Origin of the sequence: Streptomyces sp. NPDC057287 (assembly GCF_042667905.1) — a bacterium.
Classification (GTDB): Bacteria; Actinomycetota; Actinomycetes; order Streptomycetales; family Streptomycetaceae; genus Streptomyces.
In genome coordinates, this window is record NZ_JBHUYV010000004.1 from 27,126 (window position 1) to 46,476 (window position 19,351).

Annotated in this window: 15 protein-coding genes; 8 read left to right on the plus strand and 7 right to left on the minus strand. The window is 72.8% G+C overall.

Translation table 11 applies throughout. From position 1 onward, the window contains the following. Positions 1-132: 132 nt before the first annotated feature. The 7 genes from ACFUNE_RS09005 to ACFUNE_RS09035 all read left to right on the plus strand — a co-directional run bounded on the left by ACFUNE_RS09005 (position 133) and on the right by ACFUNE_RS09035 (position 8,786). On the plus strand, positions 133-1,536 hold the full coding sequence (locus ACFUNE_RS09005; RefSeq protein WP_383564231.1) for an ABC transporter substrate-binding protein: 1,404 nt from the start codon (positions 133-135) through the stop codon (positions 1,534-1,536). 33 nt (positions 1,537-1,569) lie between these two features. After that, on the plus strand, positions 1,570-2,550 hold the full coding sequence (locus tag ACFUNE_RS09010) for a carbohydrate ABC transporter permease (RefSeq protein ID WP_383564233.1): 981 nt from the start codon (positions 1,570-1,572) through the stop codon (positions 2,548-2,550). Beyond that, positions 2,547-3,491 (plus strand): carbohydrate ABC transporter permease, encoded by a 945-nt coding sequence (locus ACFUNE_RS09015; RefSeq protein WP_383564235.1) that lies wholly within the window; start codon positions 2,547-2,549, stop codon positions 3,489-3,491. The genes ACFUNE_RS09010 and ACFUNE_RS09015 overlap by 4 nt, the downstream gene beginning before the upstream one ends. A gap of 86 nt (positions 3,492-3,577) precedes the next feature. Next, positions 3,578-4,786: an ROK family transcriptional regulator gene (locus ACFUNE_RS09020; protein WP_383564237.1), complete on the plus strand. Its 1,209-nt coding sequence runs from the start codon at positions 3,578-3,580 to the stop codon at positions 4,784-4,786. Positions 4,787-4,884: 98 nt separating this feature from the next. Beyond that, positions 4,885-5,790, plus strand: a complete 906-nt coding sequence (locus tag ACFUNE_RS09025) for a Gfo/Idh/MocA family protein (protein ID WP_383564239.1) — start codon at positions 4,885-4,887, stop codon at positions 5,788-5,790. A gap of 126 nt (positions 5,791-5,916) precedes the next feature. Further along, positions 5,917-7,245 (plus strand): purine-cytosine permease family protein, encoded by a 1,329-nt coding sequence (locus ACFUNE_RS09030; RefSeq protein ID WP_383564241.1) that lies wholly within the window; start codon positions 5,917-5,919, stop codon positions 7,243-7,245. A gap of 29 nt (positions 7,246-7,274) precedes the next feature. Then, positions 7,275-8,786 (plus strand): amidase, encoded by a 1,512-nt coding sequence (locus tag ACFUNE_RS09035; protein ID WP_383564243.1) that lies wholly within the window; start codon positions 7,275-7,277, stop codon positions 8,784-8,786. Between the two features lie 87 nt (positions 8,787-8,873). Here the strand turns inward: ACFUNE_RS09035 and ACFUNE_RS09040 are convergent, their stop codons facing one another. From ACFUNE_RS09040 to ACFUNE_RS09055, 4 genes are all read right to left on the minus strand, one after another. Continuing rightward, a complete protein-coding gene (locus tag ACFUNE_RS09040; RefSeq protein ID WP_383564245.1) occupies positions 8,874-9,977 on the minus strand; it encodes a serine hydrolase domain-containing protein in 1,104 nt (367 codons plus the stop codon). Positions 9,978-10,126: 149 nt separating this feature from the next. After that, the gene (locus tag ACFUNE_RS09045; protein WP_383564247.1) at positions 10,127-11,944 is read right to left on the minus strand and encodes a SpoIIE family protein phosphatase; all 1,818 of its coding nucleotides are present in this window, start codon (positions 11,942-11,944) and stop codon (positions 10,127-10,129) included. A gap of 330 nt (positions 11,945-12,274) precedes the next feature. Further along, the gene (locus tag ACFUNE_RS09050) at positions 12,275-12,922 is read right to left on the minus strand and encodes a CoA transferase subunit B (protein WP_383564249.1); all 648 of its coding nucleotides are present in this window, start codon (positions 12,920-12,922) and stop codon (positions 12,275-12,277) included. Beyond that, positions 12,922-13,692, minus strand: a complete 771-nt coding sequence (locus tag ACFUNE_RS09055; RefSeq protein ID WP_383564251.1) for a CoA transferase subunit A — start codon at positions 13,690-13,692, stop codon at positions 12,922-12,924. The genes ACFUNE_RS09050 and ACFUNE_RS09055 overlap by 1 nt, the downstream gene beginning before the upstream one ends. A gap of 209 nt (positions 13,693-13,901) precedes the next feature. On the opposite strand from ACFUNE_RS09055, the gene ACFUNE_RS09060 reads away from it, so the two are divergent. Continuing rightward, the gene (locus ACFUNE_RS09060; protein ID WP_383564253.1) at positions 13,902-15,569 is read left to right on the plus strand and encodes an IclR family transcriptional regulator C-terminal domain-containing protein; all 1,668 of its coding nucleotides are present in this window, start codon (positions 13,902-13,904) and stop codon (positions 15,567-15,569) included. 46 nt (positions 15,570-15,615) lie between these two features. Here the strand turns inward: ACFUNE_RS09060 and ACFUNE_RS09065 are convergent, their stop codons facing one another. From ACFUNE_RS09065 to ACFUNE_RS09075, 3 genes are all read right to left on the minus strand, one after another. Beyond that, positions 15,616-16,776, minus strand: a complete 1,161-nt coding sequence (locus ACFUNE_RS09065; protein ID WP_383564255.1) for an FAD-dependent oxidoreductase — start codon at positions 16,774-16,776, stop codon at positions 15,616-15,618. A gap of 48 nt (positions 16,777-16,824) precedes the next feature. Then, positions 16,825-17,508, minus strand: coding sequence for a TetR/AcrR family transcriptional regulator (locus ACFUNE_RS09070; protein ID WP_383564257.1), 684 nt, complete (start codon positions 17,506-17,508; stop codon positions 16,825-16,827). Positions 17,509-17,599: 91 nt separating this feature from the next. Next, on the minus strand, positions 17,600-19,285 hold the full coding sequence (locus tag ACFUNE_RS09075) for a protein kinase (protein WP_383564259.1): 1,686 nt from the start codon (positions 19,283-19,285) through the stop codon (positions 17,600-17,602). Positions 19,286-19,351: the final 66 nt, after the last annotated feature.

Sequence of the window (19,351 nt, forward strand, 5' to 3'; positions counted from 1 at the left end):
AGCTCCGGTAGTGCTGGGAGGGGTGTTGCTCGCTGACTTCAGTCGAAGATATCTCAGAGTTATGTCTTGTCAATACGCAAAAGTAATGCTGAGATGCATCAGGAAAGTGCGTAAGTGGCGTGAGGACAGAGCATGGTGATGAAGACCCGACGGTCGAGGGCGACCCTGTTCGGGCTCGCCGCGACCCTGGCGGCCGGCCTGCTGGCCGGCTGCTCGGGCAGCTCCGGCGCGGAGCGGCCCGACAACAGGATCACGGTGTGGTCGCAGGAGAACCTGCCGCCGAGGATGGCGGCGACCAGGAAGGTCGTCAGCCGCTTCGAGAAGGAGAGCGGTGTCAAGGTCGATCTCGTCGGCGTGGACGAGGCCCAGCTGCCGCAGCTGATCATGTCCGCGGCGGCGGCCGGCAAGCTCCCGGACGTGATCGGGGCGGTCCCGATGGGCCAGGTCTGGCAGATGTACGGCAACGGCCTGCTCAACACGAAGGTCGCGAACCGCATCGTCAAGGACCTCGACCCGGGCACGTTCAACAGCAACGCGCTCGCGCTCACGGCCGACGGCGGCACCCGGCTCGGTGTCCCCTCCGACGCCTGGCTCCAGATCCTGGTCTACCGCAAGGACCTCTTCGCCGAAGCGGGACTCGACGCCCCGGACGACTACGCGAGCGCCCTGAAGGCCGCCGCCTCTCTCGACAAGGACGGCCGGGACGGCATCTCCCTGGCCACCGACCCCTCGGACGTCTTCACCCAGCAGAGCTTCGAGGACCTGGCCCTGGCCAACGGCTGCCAGCTGGTCGACGAGGCGGGCGAGCCCGCCCTCGACTCCCCGGCGTGCCGCAACGCCTTCGCGGCGTACGACGATCTCGCCCGCAAGCACGGCGCGCCCGGCACCCAGAGCGTGGACACCACCCGCGCCACCTACTTCGCCGGGCAGTCGTCGATGATGGTCTGGTCGTCCTTCCTGCTCGACGAGCTGGCGGGGCTGCGGTCGGACGCGCTGCCCAGCTGCCCGGAGTGCAAGAAGGACCCGAAGTTCCTGGCCCGCAACACCGGCGTCGTCACCTCCCTGAAGGGCCCGGACGGCAAGGAACCCGCCCAGTTCGGCGAGATCACGTCATGGGCCGTCACCAGGACCGCCGAGACGGGCGCCTCCAGGAAGTTCATCGAGTACATGATGGGCGAGGGGTACGCCGACTGGTTCGGCATGGCCCCCGAGGGCAAGATCCCCGTCCGGACCGGCACGGAGCAGAAGCCCGGCTCCTTCGAGCAGGCGTGGCGCGCCAGCGTCATGGGCGTCGACCGCCGCGAGTCCATGCAGAAGGCCTACCCCTCGGCCCTCCTCGACCAGCTCGTCACCGGTGTCGGCGACATGAAGCGCTGGGGGCTCACCCAGGGGCAGGGCACGCTCGTCGGCGCCACGAACGGCGAGCTCCCCGTGGCCAAGGCCATCGGGGCGATGACCAGCGGCCAGCTCTCGCCGGACGAGGCCGCCAAGGAGGCCGACGACGAAGTGACCGCCCTCCAGAAGTCCCTCCAGTAGCCGCACGCCGCTCCCTCACGAGGTAACCGACCCATGAGCACAACCCAGAGCGGTGCGAAGCAGCGCCGCGTCCCACCGCAGAGTTCGAGCAGGCGCGAGAACCGCGCGGGCCTCGCCTTCGTGACCCCCACCTTCCTGGTGGTCCTGGTCGTGGTGATCCTGCCGATCCTGTGGACCGTCCTGCTCGCCTTCCAGAACGCCAGGCTCGTCGACATCCAGGAGAACGGCCTCTTCGGCCGGTGGACCCTGGACAACTTCTCGCAGGTCTTCGGCTCACCCGGCTTCTGGAGCAGCCTCGGCACCACGCTCCTCTACACCGTCGGCGCCACCGCGGGTTCCGTCGTCCTCGGGCTGATCGCCGCCCTCGCGCTGCGCCGGCCCTTCCGCGGCCGGGGCGTCCTGCGCGCCGCCATGCTCCTGCCGTACGTCGCCCCGGTGGTCGCGGTCTCCTTCGTCTGGGAGGTGGCGCTCAGCCCGCAGTACGGCATCGTGAACGAATGGGGCCAGAAGCTCTTCGGGTGGGACGACCCCATCGCCTTCCTCTCCACCAGGTCCTACGAAGTCGGTCTGTTCGGCGTCCACTTCGACATCCCGCTCGCGCTGCTCACCGTCATCGCCTTCGAGACCTGGCGCTACTTCCCGTTCGCCTTCCTCTTCATGCTGGCCCGCCTCCAGGCGGTGCCCGCGGGTCTCGAGGAGGCGGCCGAGGTCGACGGCGCCACCCTGTCCCAGCGCTTCCGGCACATCCTGCTGCCGCAGCTGATGCCCGTCATCGCCCTGCTGTCCGTCCTGCGCTTCATCATGACGTTCAACAAGTTCGACGACATCTACCTGCTCACCGGCGGCGGATCCGGCACGGACGTCGTGGCCGTGCGCGTGTACGACTTCCTGACCTCCCGCTTCGACGTCGGTGCCGCCTCAGCGCAGGCGCTCGTCCTGGCCGTCGTGCTCATGGCCCTCCTGGGCGTCTACTTCAAGTTCTTCGGCAAGAAGATGCAGGAGGAATCGGCATGACCGCCACCGAGACCCTGACCCGCGACGAGGCCGGGCGGACCACGCGCCCGCTGCCCGCGCCCCGGCGGCCCCGGCTCACCCGCGCCCAGTTCGAGGAGCGGTTCTTCGGCGTCCTGCGCTGGGTGGTGATCGCCTTCCTCGCGGCCATCACGATCGTGCCCTTCTACTACATGCTGATGCTGTCGGTGAAGCCCATCGACGCCCTGCTCCTCGACCCCGGCAACCTCTGGGTCTCAGCGAAGGACTTCACGCTCGACACGTACGAGAGCGTCCTGAAGTCCTCCTCCGAGGGCGGCCAGGGATTCCTCGGCATGCTGGTCAACTCGGCGCTCGTCGCCGTCGCCACGGTCCTGCTCACGCTCGCCGCCGCGGTGCCGGGCGCCTACGCCGTGAGCCGGCTGAAGTTCTTCGGCAACCGGCAGGTCAGCGCGCTCTTCCTCGCCGTGTACCTCTTCCCGGCCACACTGCTGGCCGTTCCGCTCTTCGTCATGTTCGCGAAGATGGGTCTGTCCGGCAGCCTGGTCGGCCTCGCCATCGTCTACATCGCTCAGACCGTCCCCGTGTCGATCTACATGCTGAAGAACTACTTCGTCACCATCCCCTTCAGCATCGAGGAGGCGGCGGCCATCGACGGTGCCTCACGGCTGCAGACCGTGCGCAGGATCATCCTGCCGCTCGCGCTGCCGACCCTCATGGCCACCGGGCTGTACGTCTTCATGATCGCCTGGAACGAGTTCCTGTTCGCCCTGCTCTTCCTGGCGGCGGACCCCGACAGGTGGACGGTCTCCCTGGGACTCCAGCAACTGGCCAACGGCATCGAGGTGTCCAAGACGGTGCTGATGGCCGGGTCGGTGGTCCTCACCATCCCTGTGGTACTCCTGTTCTTCTCCGCCGAACGGCTCCTCACCGAGGGCCTGACCAGCGGTGCGGACAAGGGCTGACGCCGCGACAGGTGAAACCGGCGGGACGAACCACCGGTGCTCTCGGGGCAGGCACGGACGCGACAGACAGGGCGAGGACAGCAGGGATGGCAGGAAACCAGGCCAGCGCGGGGCATCTGCTGCAGCTCATCCGCAGCGGCGAGGCCACCACGCGCGGAGAGCTCCAGCAGGCGACCGGGCTGTCCCGCTCGACGGTGGGGCACCGGCTCGACCAGCTCTTCGGAGCGGGCTGGCTGCGCGGTGCCACCGGCACGTCCACCGGTGGACGCCCCTCCGCCCGGCTGGAGTTCGACCCGGCGCATGCCGTGGTGCTCGTGGCGGACCTGGAGACGCGCCACGCACGCGTCGCCGTGCTCGACCTCTCCGGAGACGTACTCGCCGAGCACACCGGGGACCTCGTCATCGCCGACGGTCCGGACCACGCCCTGGACCAACTGGCGCGCTGGTTCGGCCCGCTGCTGGCCGAGGCCGGCACGGGGCCCGAGCGGGTCTGCGGCATCGGACTCTCCGTGCCCGGACCCGTCGACTGGGAGTCCGCCCGGATCGTCCAGCCCCCGATCATGCCCGGATGGGACCGCTTCCCCGTACGCGAACGCATGCGTGAGGCCTGGACCGAGCACGTCGGCCCGATGCCCGCCGCGGGCCCCCTGCCGGTCTTCGTCGACAACGACGCCAACCTGATGGCCCTGGCCGAACAGCGGGCCGGACACCCGGAGTGCAGCGCCTTCGTCCTGATCAAGGCGTCCACCGGGATCGGCGCCGGCGTCGTCGTCGGCGGCGAGATCTACCGGGGCATCGACGGCGGAGCGGGCGACATCGGACACATCCGGCTGCACGACCGCCCCGACGCACTGTGCATGTGCGGCTCCTACGGATGCCTCGCGGCGGTCGCCAGCGGCCGGTCGATCGCCGCGCAACTGACCGACGCCGGAGTGCCCACCGCCTCGGGATCCGATGTCCGCGAGCACCTCGCCGCAGGGCAGCCGGACGCCGTCAGGCTCGCCCGCGAGGCCGGGCAGCGCGTCGGCGAGGTCCTGGTCACCGTCGTCACCCTGCTCAACCCCGGCGTGCTGATGCTGAGCGGGGACCTGGCGGGCACCCCGTTCCTCACCGGGGTCCGTGAGCTCATCTACCAGCGCGCCATGCCCCGCACCACTGCCCACCTCCAGGTCGTCACCTCCGAACTGGGCGACCGCGCCGCCCTGTCCGGAGCCGCCCGCATGGTCATCGACCACCTCTACGCCCCCGACCGCGCCGACGCCCGCCTCGCGGCCCTGGCCCGCGCCGGCGCCTGAGCGCATCGCACCCGCGCCGGCGCCGCCCGGGCGCGCGCGCCGCACCGGCGGCGGCGTCCGAGCCCACCGCACCCACAGCTGAACGACGGAGAAGCACCATGTCCACCGCACCCCTCCCGGACGCCTGGCCGCACGAGCCGGTCCGCGTCGGCCTCGTGGGCGCCGGCCCCTGGGCCCGCACCATGCACGCCCGCATGCTGGCAGCCGGCCCGGAGACCTCGCTCGCGGCGGTCTGGGCCCGCCGCCCGGAGGCCGCGGCCGAGGTCGCCGAACCCTACGGAGCCCCGGTCGCCGCCTCCTTCGAGGAGCTCCTCGACCGGTGCGAGGCGGTCGCGTTCGCCGTGCCCCCCGCCGTGCAGGCCGTTCTCGCACCGCGCGCGGCTGCCGCCGGCCGCGCCCTCCTGCTGGAGAAGCCGCTCGGCGCCGACCTCGACACGGCACGCGCCGTGGCGGACGCCGTCGGCGAGCACGGGGTGATCTCCCAGCTCGTCCTCACCAAGCGGTACCACCCGGCTACCCGTGCCTTCCTCGCCGAAGCGGCCACCCGCGAGGTGACGGGCGCACGCTCCTGCTATCTGCACGGTGCTTTCCTGGGCGGGGAGTTCGCCACGTCGTGGCGGCTGGAGCACGGGGCGCTGCTCGACCTGGGCCCGCACCTCCTGGACATCCTCGACAGCGCGGTCGCGCCCATCGTCTCGGTACGGGCCACCGGCGATCCGCGTCGGTGGATCGAGCTCACCTGCGAGCACGAGAACGGCGCGGTGAGCCAGGCCTCCCTCTCGGGCAGCGTGCGGCTGGAGCGGGCCAGGACGCGTGTCGAGCTCTTCGGCCCCGGCGAGGAACTGGTCTACGACACCGCCGGCATCGACCACGAGGAGTGCTGGCCCGTCCTCCGGCGCGAGTTCGCCACCGCCGTACGGACGGGCCGGGGCACGGGCATCGACGCGGCCCACGGCCTGCACATCCAGAAGCTGCTCGACATGGCCGTGCGCGCAGGCGGCTGAGCCCGAACGGCCGCTTCCCCACGCGGCCTCGGCGTCCTGTTCCCGTAACAAGCCGTGCCGTCGGCCGAAACACCCGGAATCTACCGTCCAAGCGTCAGAACGGTATACCAGTAACCGGGAGGGCCCGTGACCACGACCACGAGCGGAACAGGACGGCAGGAGCCCCGGCAGGGTGAGAGCGCGGCACTGGGCGACGAGTACGAGCACGAGCCGGTACCCGAGCGGGCCCGCCGCGGCCTGCTGTCCGTCTCGGCCGTATGGTTCGGCTTTCCGATGAACCTGGGCAACGCGGTGTTCGGCGGCGTCATCGTCCACAGCCTGGGCCTGGCGCGGGGTGCGGCGGCTATCCTCCTCGGCAACCTCGTGCTCTTCGCCTACGTCGGCGCCCTCAGCTGGCTCGCGGGCCGCACCGGTGAGAACTTCTCCCACCAGGCCGCCCGTACGTTCGGCACGCTCGGGAGCCGGATACCCGCCGGCTTCCTCTCCACGGTCGTCATCGGCTGGTACTCCTTCCAGATCGGCCTGAGCGGCACCACGCTCCAGGAGGCCCTGGGGTGGGCGCCGTTGCTGGGCGCACTCGCCGGGGGAGTCCTCTACACCGTGCTCACCGTCCTCGGCATCCGCGCCCTGGCGCTCATCGGATTCGTCGCCACCCCGCTGTTCGTCGTCCTGGCGGGTGTCGCCCTCTGGTTCGGTCTGGCCGAGGGCACCACATCCCCGGGCCAGGTCCTGTCGTACGAGGGCGCCGGTCACGCCCTGTCCTTCGGCGCCGCCATGAGCATCGTGGTCGCGGGGTTCTCCGACTCGGGCACGATGACCGCCGACTTCACCCGCTGGGCCAGGAACGGCCGGGCCGCCGTCGCCGCGGCGAGCTGCGCGTTCCCCTTCGCCAACAGCGTCGCGTACCTCGTGGGCGGGCTCGTCGTCGCCGTCGGAGGCGCCGTGGACCCCGCTGTCAACGGAGGCGGGTTCCTCGGGCTGCTCACCGGTCACGGCCCCCTTCTGACCGCGGTCGCCGTCCTGTTCGTCTTCGTCAACCTCGGTTCGGTCGCCTCGCACTGCCTCTACAACGGGGCCGTCGGCTGGTCCGCCATCACGGGGTTCCGCATGCGGCCCCTCGCGATCGTCCTGAGCGTCCTCGGGCTGGTGGCGGCGCTGACCGGGGTCTGGAGCCTCTTCCTCGACTGGCTGAACCTGCTCGGCATCTTCGTACCGCCCATCGGCGCCGTCCTGATCACGGACCAGCTGTTCCTGCGCCGCCGCACGGCGGGCCGGGAGGTCCGCGAGTACAGGCCGGGAGCGCTCGTCGCCTGGGCGGCCGGGGCCGGGGCCGCGACGGTGGCCCACTACCTCCTGCCCGGTTCCGTCGACGCGGTCATCGGCATGACCGTCGCGTGCGGGGTCTACCTGGCCGTCGAGCGCACCGCGCCCGCACCCGTCGCCCGAGCCGCCTGACCCGACCCGCTCCACCGAGGAGGACACATATGGACCGCGCCGCACGCGATGAGATCTGCCGCCTCTCCGCGACCGAACTCGCCTCTCGTATAAGGAAGTCGGAGGTATCACCGCTCGAAGCCGTGGACGCTGTCCTCGACCGGACGGCGGAGGTGGACCCCACTCTGCACGCGTACTGCACCCCCGTGCCCGACCAGGCGCGCGCCCGCGCACGGCAGATCGGTGAGCGCCTGGCGCGCGGCGAGGACGTCGGCCCGCTGGCGGGTGTGCCGATCGGAGTGAAGGACCTGATCGCGACCCGGGGCATCCGCACCACCTCCGGCTCGCCCGCCTACGAGGACTTCGTGCCGGACGAGGACGACATCGTGGTGGAGCGGGTCCTCGGCGCCGGAGCCGTGGTGCTCGGCAAGACCAACGCCACCGAGTTCGGCTACAGCGCGGTGGGACACAACCCGGTCTTTCCCGCCACCCGCAATCCGTGGAACACGGCTCTCACACCCGGCGGTTCGAGTGCGGGATCGGCCGCAGCCGTCGCCGCGGGCCTCGGGCCCGTCTCGCTGGGTTCCGACGGGGGCGGATCGGTGAGGGTGCCGGCCGCGCACTGCGGACTGGTCGGATTCAAGGCGGCGATGGGGCGGGTCCCGGTGTGGCCGGGCTGCCGCGACGAGCGCTATCCGGGAGTCTCGGGCTGGGAGTCCCTCGAACACATCGGCCCGCTCACCCGCACCGTCGCCGACGCCGCTCTGATGCTGTCCGTGCTGGCCGGACCCGATCCGCGTGACCGGCACTCGATCCCGTGCGGTGACGTCGACTGGACCGGGGCACCCCGCGAAGCCGGCATCCGGGGCCTGCGCGTCGCCTACAGCGCCGACCTCGGCTACCTCGCCGTCGACCCCGAAGTGCGCCGCGTCGTCGACGCCGCGGTGGATGTCCTGGAGAGGGACCTCGGCTGCCGGGTCGAGACGGTGGTTCCCGGGTGGGAGGACCCCGCCGAGGCGTTCGCCGCCCTCATCGCGGCCGAGACGGACCTCACCGGCATGCGCCGTCTCGTCGATGTGCACGGTGAGCGGATGTCGCCCCATCTCGTGGCGATGATGCGACGCCGCTGGACCGCCGAGGAGTTCACCGACGCCAACATCGTCCGCAAGGCCGTCGTCAACCGGACGGCGCGACTGATGTCCACGTACGACCTGTTCGTCACCCCCACGGCCGCCGTGCCGCCGTTCGCCGTCGGCATCCAGGGACCCGAGCGCATCGACGGCCGGGAGGTGCCGGACACCGCCTGGACCGGTTTCACCTTCCCGGCCAACCTCACCGGCCAGCCCGCCGTGAGCGTCCCCGCAGGCTGGACCCGCGACGGTCTGCCGGTGGGACTCCAGATCGTGGGCCGCCACCTCGCCGACGCGCAGGTGCTGCGTGCGGCGGCCGCGTTCGAGAGCGCGGCGCCCTGGGCCCACCGGTGGCCCGGCGAGCCCGCGACCCGGCCGGAGCTGGACGCGTCGGGTTCGTCGGACAGGAGGCGCGGCGCCACCTCGCGGTAGTGGCGTACGCGCCGGGGGCACGGAGGCCCGCCGCTTCGGTGCCGACCGGAGCCACGGGCCCGACGCCACGGGCCGGCGGCCCGTGGCTCACCGGCGGCCCACGGCGCACAACGCGGCGTCCACGGCGCCCTGGAGATGGCCCAGGCCCTCCCCGCCGCCCGCCCACGTCGTGGTGTAGACGGTCACGGTGCCCCGTCCGCCGGTGGCCCGGCCGCCGGCCACCGAGTCGCCCGGCAGGTCGCCGCCGTGCCCCCAGTAGACGCCGCCGCAGCTGAGCGGGACCGAGGCGACGCCGTAGCCGTAGCGGCTGCCCGCCGGGTAGACGTCCCGGCCGCCGATGTCGGTCGTGTCCCGCGTCATCAGGCCCAGTGCCCAGCCCGGCAGGAGACGGCCGCCGAACAGGCCGTTCCAGAAGGCGTTGAGGTCCCCGGGTGTCGAGACGAGCCCGCCGGACGCGCCGAACTCGTATCCGGGGAGCTCCGTCACGTCCACGACTCCGGCCTCCGGGAGCGCGGGGTGCACTCCGTAGTTGCGGGCGTGCGGTCCTCGCAGGGCCGACTCGCCGGGGGCGGGCCAGTAGGTGTCGTCCAGGTGCAGCGGGCGCAGGATCGTGCGCTCGACATAGGTGCGGAAATCGAGGCCGGAGGCCTTGTCGATCACCATGCCGAGCACCAGGTAGTTGGTGTTGGAGTACCCCCAGTCGGTACCGGGCTCGAACGCGGGCTCCGCGCCGAGTGCGAGAGCCAGGTACTCCTGCGGCGTGCCGGCCCGCGTCCAGTCGACCAGCGTGGCGTACTCCGGCAGCCCGCTCGTCTGCTTCAGCAACTGCCGTACGGTGACGGCGTGTCCGGCGAGCTGGGGCACGTAGGTGCCGGCGCGGTCGTCGAGGCGTATCCGTCCGTCCGCCACCAGGCGCATGACGGCTGCCGCGGTGAACGCCTTCGTGTTGCTGGCCAGGCGGAACCGGCCCTGTGCGCCGGTCATCCGGCGCTGTGTCGCCAGATCCGAGACCCCTGCCGTCCGGGTCGTCGCGCCGTCGTGGGCGAGGGCGCCGGGGACGCCGTCCCGGTCCACGAGCAGATCCAGCTGCCGCTGCACGGGGTCCGACGGACGGGCCGCCGCCACCGGGGCGAGCGCCCCGGTGAGCGTGGCGGCGAGCAGGACTGCGGCGGCGAGGTGCGTGCGGTGCATGGTCTTCCCCCTGTGTGGTGGCCCGGGTCCCACGGGCCGGTCGGTCGCTCAGCGACGACCCTGCCAGGGTGGAACACCGAGGTCAGTACGTCCCGGCCCCGGACCGGTGGTGGTGCCAACCCCCCTTGCCAACGGCCCCGTTGCATGCGTCAGACGGGTTCGGAGGTGTCCCTGACCGGGCTGTCCTCGATCCGGGAGCCCGGCGCACCCCGGTCGGCGGCGGCCGGGCTGTGGGCGTGCTGCGGCGGCGCCTCCTCGTCCTGGGCGCCGGCCTGCGGGGTGCGCAGGACCAGCAGGGCGACGTCGTCGCCGCTCGGGTCGATGCGCGCCAGGAGTTCGTCGAGGAAGTCCTCGACGTCGAGGCGGGCGAGGGCACCGGCATGCCGGCGCAGCGTGGCCAGACCGGCCTCGATGTCACGGGTGCGGCTCTCGACCAGCCCGTCGGTGTAGAGCAGGAGAGTCGACCGGGGCGGGAGCTCCGCACGGGCGTCGGGCCACCCCAGCCCCATGTGCAGGGCGGAGCTGAGGCCGAGCAGCGGCCCGTGACCGGCCTCGAGGAAGCGCGTGTCCCCGTCGGCGGTGACCAGGAGGGGAGGCGGGTGCCCGGCGTTGACCCAGTGGAGCTCCCACGGGCCGCCCTCCGCGCCCTCGATGCGCGCGAAGACGCAGGTGGCCATGGGGGCGTCGCTGGTGTGGGTCATGGCCTCGTCCAGACGGCGCATGATCAGGCTGGGCGGCTCCGTGCGGTCCCAGGCCAGGGCGCGCAGCATGTTGCGGACCTCGGCCATGTGGGCGGCGGCCTTGAGGTCGTGCCCCACGACGTCGCCGATGACCATCGTCAGGACCCCGTCGCCGAGGAGGAAGGAGTCGTACCAGTCCCCGCCGATCTCGGCGGCGCTCTCCGCGGGCCGGTAGCGGGCCGCCAGCGTGAGGTGGTCGACCTGCGGCAGGGGAGTGAGCAGCTGGCGCTGCATGGTCTCCGCGACATGGCGCTGCTGCTCGAACAGCTCGGCGGCTTCCATGACGAGTCCGGCCCGGCGCGCGATGTCGGCGAGCACGAAGACCTCGGCGTCCGTGAAGGAGGAGCCGGGGGCGACCCGCGCCACGGTCAGCGCGCCGAACACCTGCCGCCGCGTGTGCAGGGGCACCACGACGGCACAGGTCCCTCCCAGCCGGTCGAACAGCTCCCGGTGGGCGAACGCCAGTGGGCTGTCCGGCCGCTCGGCGAGGCCGGCCGCGTCCAGGACGACGGGCTCGGCGCCCCGCAGCGCCTGGACCACGGCCGAACGGGTGGACTCGGGCAGGGGCGGCAACGGCCCCGTCAGCTCCTCCGTCGACCCGCGGTCACCGGGGGTGCGAACCGCCACGCGCCGCATCTCGCCCGTCTGCCCCGGCGTACGCACGTCGATCGCCGCCCAGTCACCCATGTCCGGCACGAGCAGCCCGGCCAGCCTGTTCAGCATCTCCGGTGTCTCCAGCGTGGAGATGAGGACGGTCGATACCTCCGCCACCATCGTCAGCCGGGCGGTGAGCCCTTCGAGGGCCGCGAGGTACGCCGCGGTCTGCTCGGCGGCGTCGCGGTGCAGGCTGAAATCGTGGAAGACGACCACCGCGCCCCGCTCGCGGCCCTCGCACCGGAGCGGAGTGGCCGCCCAGATGACCGGCACCAGACTGCCGTCGCCGCGGAGGAAGAGCTCCTCGCTGCCTTCTGCCGGCCGGCCGCTGTCCAGGACGGCCAGCAGACCGCACTCGGCGCGCGGGAGGGTGCCGCCGTCCGGGCCGCGGTGCAGCAGATCGTGCATGTCCTGACCCAGCATCTGCTCCTGCGGGCGGCCGAGGAGCTCCTGCGCCCGTGGATTGCTCGCGGTGAGCGCGCCCTCGGTGTCGGTGACGAACACGCCCGCCCCCAGGCTGTCGAACACCGTGCGCATGAAGCCGATCCCCAGAAGTCCGTCCGTGGATCTCATGGAGCGGCCCTCGCCGTCGCCGGGCGGACTCCTCCGCCCGTGCCCGCCGCCCTCGCGCCCTCCGGGCCGCCCGGGAGGGGCAGCCGCACGGGCGGCGCGTGGTCCGCCGCCGGAAACGCGGTCTGGGAGGTCATGCGCTCCTGCCTTCCGCTTCGTGACCGGAGCCGGCCCGGTCCGCCCGGCGGGGATGCCGGACGGCGCCCGCGGCACCGCAGCATCTGTTCATCATTCATCCGGCGCGCCCGTTCCGCCGCTCGGGGGAGTCCTGCCGGGCCCTGATCGCGGGTCCCGGCGGCACCGCCGGAGGACGCTTCCGGCCCGGGCGGAGGCTCATGACACGGTCCTCCCGGCCGTACGGACCGGGGCTGCCGTCCTCTGCAGGACCTCGGCGGCGCTCACCCCGGGGGCGGTCTCCACCAGGACCAGGCCGTCGCCGGTCACGTCGAGCACCGCGAGGTCCGTGATGATGCGGTGGACGCACGCCTTGCCGGTGAGCGGCAGGGTGCACTCCTCGACGATCTTCGGGCTGCCGTCCTTCGCGGTGTGCGTCATGGTCACGATGACGCGGCGGGCCCCGTGCACGAGGTCCATGGCTCCGCCGATGCCCGTCACCATTTTGCCCGGCACCGCCCAGTTGGCGAGGTCGCCCCGGGCCGAGACCTCCATGGCCCCGAGCACGGCGGCGTCGATGTGACCGCCGCGGATCATTCCGAAGGAGAGCGCCGAGTCGAAGAACGAGGCGCCCGGCCGGACGGTCACCGTCTCCTTGCCCGCGTTGATCAGGTCGGGGTCGACGTCCTCGTCGTAGGGGAAGGCGCCGGTGCCCAGGATGCCGTTCTCGGACTCCAGGACGACGTGCACGCCTTCGGGGAGGTGGTTGGGGATCAGCGTCGGCAGGCCGATCCCGAGGTTGACGTACTCGCCGTCGTGCAGCTCCGCCGCCGCCCGGGCGGCCATCTCGTTCCGGTTCCAGGCCATCAGTCCCGTGCCTCCCGCTCCGTGGTCGTCCGCTTCTCGACCTTCTTGTCCATGGCCTGCGCGGGGGTCAGCGCGACCACCCGCTGCACGAAGATGCCCGGCAGGTGTACGTGGTCCGGGTCGATCCCGCCCGGCTCGACCAGTTCCTCGACCTCCGCGACGGTGATCCGGCCGGCCATGGCGGCGAGAGGGTTGAAGTTGCGCGCGGACTTGTTGAAGACGAGGTTGCCGTGCCGGTCGCCCCTCGCCGCCCGGACGAGGGCGAAGTCGGTGCGGATGCTGTGCTCCAGGACGTATCCGGTCCCGTCGAAGTCACGCACCTCCTTGGCCGGGGAGGCCACCGCCACCCCGCCCTCGCCGTCGTAGCGCCAGGGGAGGCCGCCGTCGGCGACCTGGGTCCCCACCCCGGCCGGCGTGTAGAACGCCGGAATCCCTGCCCCGCCGGCACGCAGCCGCTCGGCCAGGGTGCCCTGCGGGATCAGTTCGAGCTCCAGCTCGCCCCCGAGGTACTGCCGGGCGAACTCCTTGTTCCCGCCGATGTAGGAGCCGGTCACCCGGCCGATGCGGCCGGCGGACAGCAGGACGGCCAGGCCGGAGTCCATCGCGCCGCAGTTGTTGGACACGACGGAGAGCCCGCTGACGCCGCTCGCGTGCAGGGCTTCGATCAACACGTCGGGCACACCGCTGAGGCCGAAGCCTCCCACTGCCACCGAGGCGCCGTCCGGCACGTCGGCGACGGCCAGCGCCGCCGACGCGACCACCTTGTCCATGGGACCGTCCATCCACTAGTGTTCGCCCAGTGAAGTTTCCTTCACTGGCATGCCGGTGAGTTTGCCGCCCTGACCGGAGCCCTGTCAACGGCCCCGGCTCCCGCCGGGACGCGTCCGGACCACGCTCCTGGGGGAGGGGTCCGGGGCCCGGGACGCCGCAGGGCGCCGTACCGTGTCCTTCCGGCACGGACCCACCCGACGGAGAACAGATGCCACCGACCAGCACCGCCCGGCCGGAAACGGACGTGCCCGCGGAGGCCGTCGCCCCGCTCATGCGCGGCATCGCCGTCCTGCGCCGGCTGACCGACGCGGACGGCTCACTCGGCCTCAGCGACCTGGAGCGCGCCACCGGACTGGCCCGCTCGACCGTCGACCGGGTCACGCTCACGCTCGCCCGCACGGGATACGTCCGCGTCGACGGCAGGACCGTCACGCTCGCGCCGCGCCTGATGGAGCTGGGCAACGCCTACCTGTCCTCGATCCGGCTCCCGGGCCTCCTCGGCGACGCGGTGGACGCGCTCGCGGACGAACTCGACGAGTCCGTGTCCCTCGCGGTGCCCGACGGGGACGGCATCCGCTTCGTCCATCAGGCCACCCGGCGCCGGGCGATGTCCCTGCGCTTCCGCATCGGTGACCTGCTGCCCGCCGAGCGCACCGCCCCGGGTGCGCTGTTCGCCGCGTTCTGGGGCTCCGGGGAGTGGACGGCGTGGCGGGAGCGGCGCGCGTCCGACCCCGAGGGAAAGGGCTTCCCGTCCCTTCCCCGTCGGCCCGGCCCGGCGGAAGACGCCTTCGAGGGCCGGGTGGAGGCGGCACGGGCCGACGGCTGGGCGCTGGACGACCAGCTGATCGAACCGGGCCTCCTCGCCCTCGCCGTACCCGTAAGGGACGCAGCCGGAGCGATCACGTGCGTCCTCAGCGTGGTCAGCCACACCAGCAGGCACACCGCACGGGGACTCCGCGACAGCCTCCTGACCCGGCTGCGCGCCGCCGCCACGGCGATGGAGCGGCGACTGCGCGACGCGGCTCCCGCGGCCCCCGCGCCGGCCGCTCCGGGGGCCCTCGCCTCGTGGACCGCGGCCTCGAAGCAGGAGCTGGGCCGGGAGTTCGTCGAGTCCCTCGCCCGCGGCCTGACCGTCATCACCGCCTTCGGTGACGCAGGAGCGGCTCTCACGCTCAGTGACGTCGCGCGTGCGACGGGCCTCTCGCGCGCCTCCGCGCGCCGAGCGCTGATCACCCTCGAACACCTCGGCTATGTCACGGCCGACGACCGTGTCCACCGCCTGACACCGCGCGTCCTGGCCCTCGGATACCCCCCGCTCTCCCGCACCACACTGTCGCGGATCGCCGAGCCGCACCTCGCCGCGCTGGCGGGGGCGATCCAGGACTCCACGTCCCTCGCCGTCCTCGTCGACGACTCCGTGCAGTACGTGGCGCGGGCCGCCACCCACCGCATCATGACCGTCGACATCACCGTCGGGACACGCTTCCCGGCCTACGCCACCTCGCTCGGCCGGGTGCTGCTGGCCGACCTGCCCGCCGCCGCGCTCAAGTCGGTCCTCGCCCACGCCGAGCTGCGCCCCCTGGCCCCCCACACCCTCACCCGCCGTGCCGAACTCGAAGCCGTGCTGGAGGGCGTGCGTGCCGAGGGGTACGCCCTGGCCGACGAGGAACTGGAGGCGGGCCTGCGCTCCATCGCCGTACCCGTGCGCGACCGGGCAGGCTCCGCGGTCGCCTCGATCAACGTCGCGATGCACAGCAGCAGCCGGACGATCGAGGAGTGTCTGGAGCAGGTGCTGCCCCGGCTCAGGCTCACCGCCGGGCAGATCGAGTCCGAGCTGCACACCGCCGCCCGTTTCTCCCGCGTGGCAGTTCACTGAGCCGGGCGGCCCGGTCGAGCGCCCACCGGGCCCGGGACGGTGCTGCTCAGTCCTTCCCGTGCGGCTCCTCGGCGGGGGAAGTGAACATGTCGACAAGTGGCTGCGGCGCCCGGTCGTGGAACAGCATCTCCTGGCTCCGCGCGGACTCCCGGGCGGTCCGCGCGCTGCGCGGGAACAGGGTGCCCTCGTACGCCGTCAGCGCCGCCTCGACGTCACCCGGGTGTTCCGCGATCGCCCGGCCCAGCTCCGCGCCGTCGAACATGGCGAGGTTGGCGCCTTCTCCGGCGAACGGGGACATCAGGTGTGCGGCGTCCCCGAGAAGGGTGACGCCGGGGACCCGCTGCCACCGGTGCTCGACGGGCAGCGCGTGGATGTGGCGGGGCGTCAGCGGGCTGTCGGCCTCGGTGACCAGGGCGCGCAGGCCGGGTGCCCAGTCGGCGAAGTGCTCCAGCAGTGCGGACTTCGCGGCTCCGGTGTCGGCGAAGTCGATGGTGGACAGCCAGTCCTCGGCCGCGCGCAGCGCCGTGTAGACGTGCAGGCTCCCGTCCGTCTCGCGGTGGGCGAGGAACGCCTTGTGGTCGCCGAGGGCGAAGAACATCCCGCCCCCGATCAGTTCGGCGGATCCGGGGTGGCGGACGTCTGCGTCGAGGAGGTCCAGCTCGACGAAGGAGATACCGGTGTAGGCGGGCCGCGCTCCGGAGAGCAGTGGCCGGATCCTCGACCAGGCTCCGTCCGCGCCGATGAGCAGTCCGGTGGTGGACGTGGTGCCGTCGGCGAGCGTCACCGCGTGGCGTCCGTCCCCGAGTGGCTCGGCGCCCACGACCTTGGCGCCCCAGCGGACGGTGCCCTCGGGGAGCGCGTCGAGCAGGAGGTCGCGCAGGTCGCCCCGGTCGATCTCGGGGCGGCCTCCGTCGCCGTCGTCCTTCTCCTCCAGCAGGATGCGGGCCGCCTTGTCGAGGACGCGCATCGCCTCACCGCCGGGGTGGACCCGCGCGCGGAACTCCTCGTGGAGGCCCGCGGCACGCAGGGCCGCCTGCCCGGTCTCCTCGTGGATGTCGAGCATGCCGCCCTGGGTCCGCGCGTGCCGGCCGGCTTCCAGGTCGAGGACGGTGGACTCGATCCCGTGCACATGGAGGACGCGGGCGAGCACGAGACCGCCGAGGCCTGCGCCGACGACGGTGACGGGGTGGTGCGGGGTGGTCTCCATGGTGATGTCCTCGTTCCTGCGGTGCGGGTGGGGGAGTCTCCGGCCGCCTCAGCGGGGAGTGGTGGCCGTGCCGTTGACGACCGCCCGGAAGATCCAGGCCAGGCGCTGTTGCGGGGTGCCCGAGAACAGGTCCGCGCCCAGTGCGGCGATGCGCGGGTGGGTACGGGCCGATGCCTGCCCCAGCGCCTCGACGAGCGCGTCGTGGTCGTCCTCGGCGTCGGGGGCGCCTTCGCGGACGGACTGCTCCGCGGCGGTCGCGGTGGCGACCTGGAGGAGGACGTCCACCCCCCAGGCCGCCTGCCCGTCGGGCACTTCCCCCTCGTGCAGGAGAGCGAGGATGCTCTCCACGAGGGCGAGGTAGTGCGGCCCGGAAGGGCGGGTGACCAGGGCGGACTGGGCGAGGCCGGGGTGGTCGAACAGGACGCCGGTGTACGACAGGAGCACCTGGGCCAGCCGGTCGCGCCAGTCGCCTTCCGCGGTCGCGGGTGAGAGGTCGACCGCGCCGAGCAGCTCCTCCAGGATCGCGGCGTGCAGCTCGGCCGTGCCGGCGACGTACACGTACAGCGAGGCGGGTCCCGTGTCGAGCTCCTGGGCCAGCCGCCGCATGGTGACGCGCTGCAGCCCCTCGGCCGCCATGAGCCGGACGGCGGAGGCGACGATGGTCCCGTGGGTGAGGGCGGGCTTGGCCGGCCGTTCGCGGCGGCTGCGGGGGGCTGGGGTTCGCGGAGTCACCCCTCAAGCCTAACGAACGTGTTCGTAACGAACAAGTTCGTCAATTCCGTCGCGGACCCCGGCGGCGAGTCGGAGCCACCTCGCCCGTCTCTCAGGCGTGGAAGCCGTTGCACACGACCGGGGTGATCTGCTCCGGGCCGCCTTCGACGTGGTAGAGCACCACGGTCCAGTCGCCCCGGTCGTCGCCCACCGGAACGGCGTCGACCGTGCGGCCGTCGAGGTGGGCCCGGAAGTCGTCGGGATAACGGAAGGTGAGGGTTCCGCCCGAGGACCACTCCGCGTGGACGTCGAAGGGCTCGCCGGTGAAGCCGACGCCCTCGCCGACGGACCGGCCGGGACGCCCCGTGCCGGGGTCGATCCCGTGCGGAGGACGGACACCCACCGCCATGTAGTAGGGCGCGGGCCTCTTCCCCTTGCCCGCGTCCTTCGGGCGTATCTCGACGGAGGCGGTGTCCGAGCCGGTGGTGTGGGAGACGGACGACTGCAGTTCGACCGTCAGCGAGGCCATGTCGAGGGCGGACAGGTCGCAGGAGCCGATGCCCTGCGCCGCCCGGGCGGGGTCCTCCGACAGGGTCCAGCGCACCTGGGACCCACCGTCGCCGACGACGTGGTCCGGCGGGCCGGCCGCCGGCGAGGAGGCCGCGGGCCGCCGGGGCGTCTCCGCCCCGCCCGCCGGCCCCGACCCGCTCGCCCGGTCGGCCGGCGGCCAGGAGAGCATCCAGGCCGTCGCCGACCCGGCCAGCACGGCCGCGACCGCAGCCAGCCCGAGCACCCCCCGCCGGCCCGCGCGGGCCGGACGCCCGGGGTGACCGGGACCGGTGTGCGGCGTGGGGCGGGGCGTGCTCCCGGACACGGCCTCCCCGTCCTCGCCCCGCGTCGTCGCCCCGGCCGGCAAGACGGCGGTCTCCGCGTCTCCCCGTACGGCTCCGGCCTCGGCGCCGGTCACGGCGCGGTAGTGGGGATCACTCGCCAGGGCGGAGTCCACCGCGCATCGCGCGATCACAGCCGCGAGGCCCGGCCGGGCGGCCGGGTCCTTGGCGACGCACTCCCGGATCAGCGCGGCCGGAGAGGCGTGCACCCCGGCGAGGTCGATGTCCTCGTGCACGGCCCGGTAGCTCACGGTGGCCGGGTTCCCGGAGCCGTACGGAGGCCTGCCGGTCAGTGTGTACGCGAGCGTCGCCCCCAGGGCGAACACGTCGGCGGCCGGGCCGACCTCGTTGCGCAGGACCACCTCCGGAGCCGTGAACCCGGGGGTCCCCGGGGCCATCCCGTCGCGGGTCAGCACCGTCTGTCCGAGTCCCCGCGCGATCCCGAAGTCGATCAGCTGCGGACCCTGCGGGGAGAGGATCACGTTCTGCGGTTTCAGGTCCCGGTGGGTGATTCCGTGGGCATGCACCGCAGCCAGTCCCTCGGCGAGGGCGGCGAACAGCCTCCGTGCGCTGTCGGGCGGGAACGCTCCGCCGTCCCGCACCGCTCCGTGCAGCGTGGGCCCCGCCACGTACTCGGTGGCCAGCCAGTAGGGCGGGGTGTCGAGGGACGCCTCGATCAACCGGGCGGTCCAGGCGCTGCGCACGGTCTCCACGGTGGCGGCCTCACGGCGGAAGCGTGCCAGCGACTCCGGGTGATCGCTGATCTCGTCCCGGATCACCTTCACCGCCACCAGCCGTCCGCCGGGGGACCGGCCGAGATACACCTGCCCCATCCCGCCGGCACCGAGACGGGCGATCAGCCGGTAGGCGCCTATGCGCGAGGGATCCTGGGGCCGCAGCTCGTCCACCGGCACGACTGTGCCACAACCCCGCCCGCCGTACCGGCCCTCCGGGAATCCGGGGCCCCTTCCCGG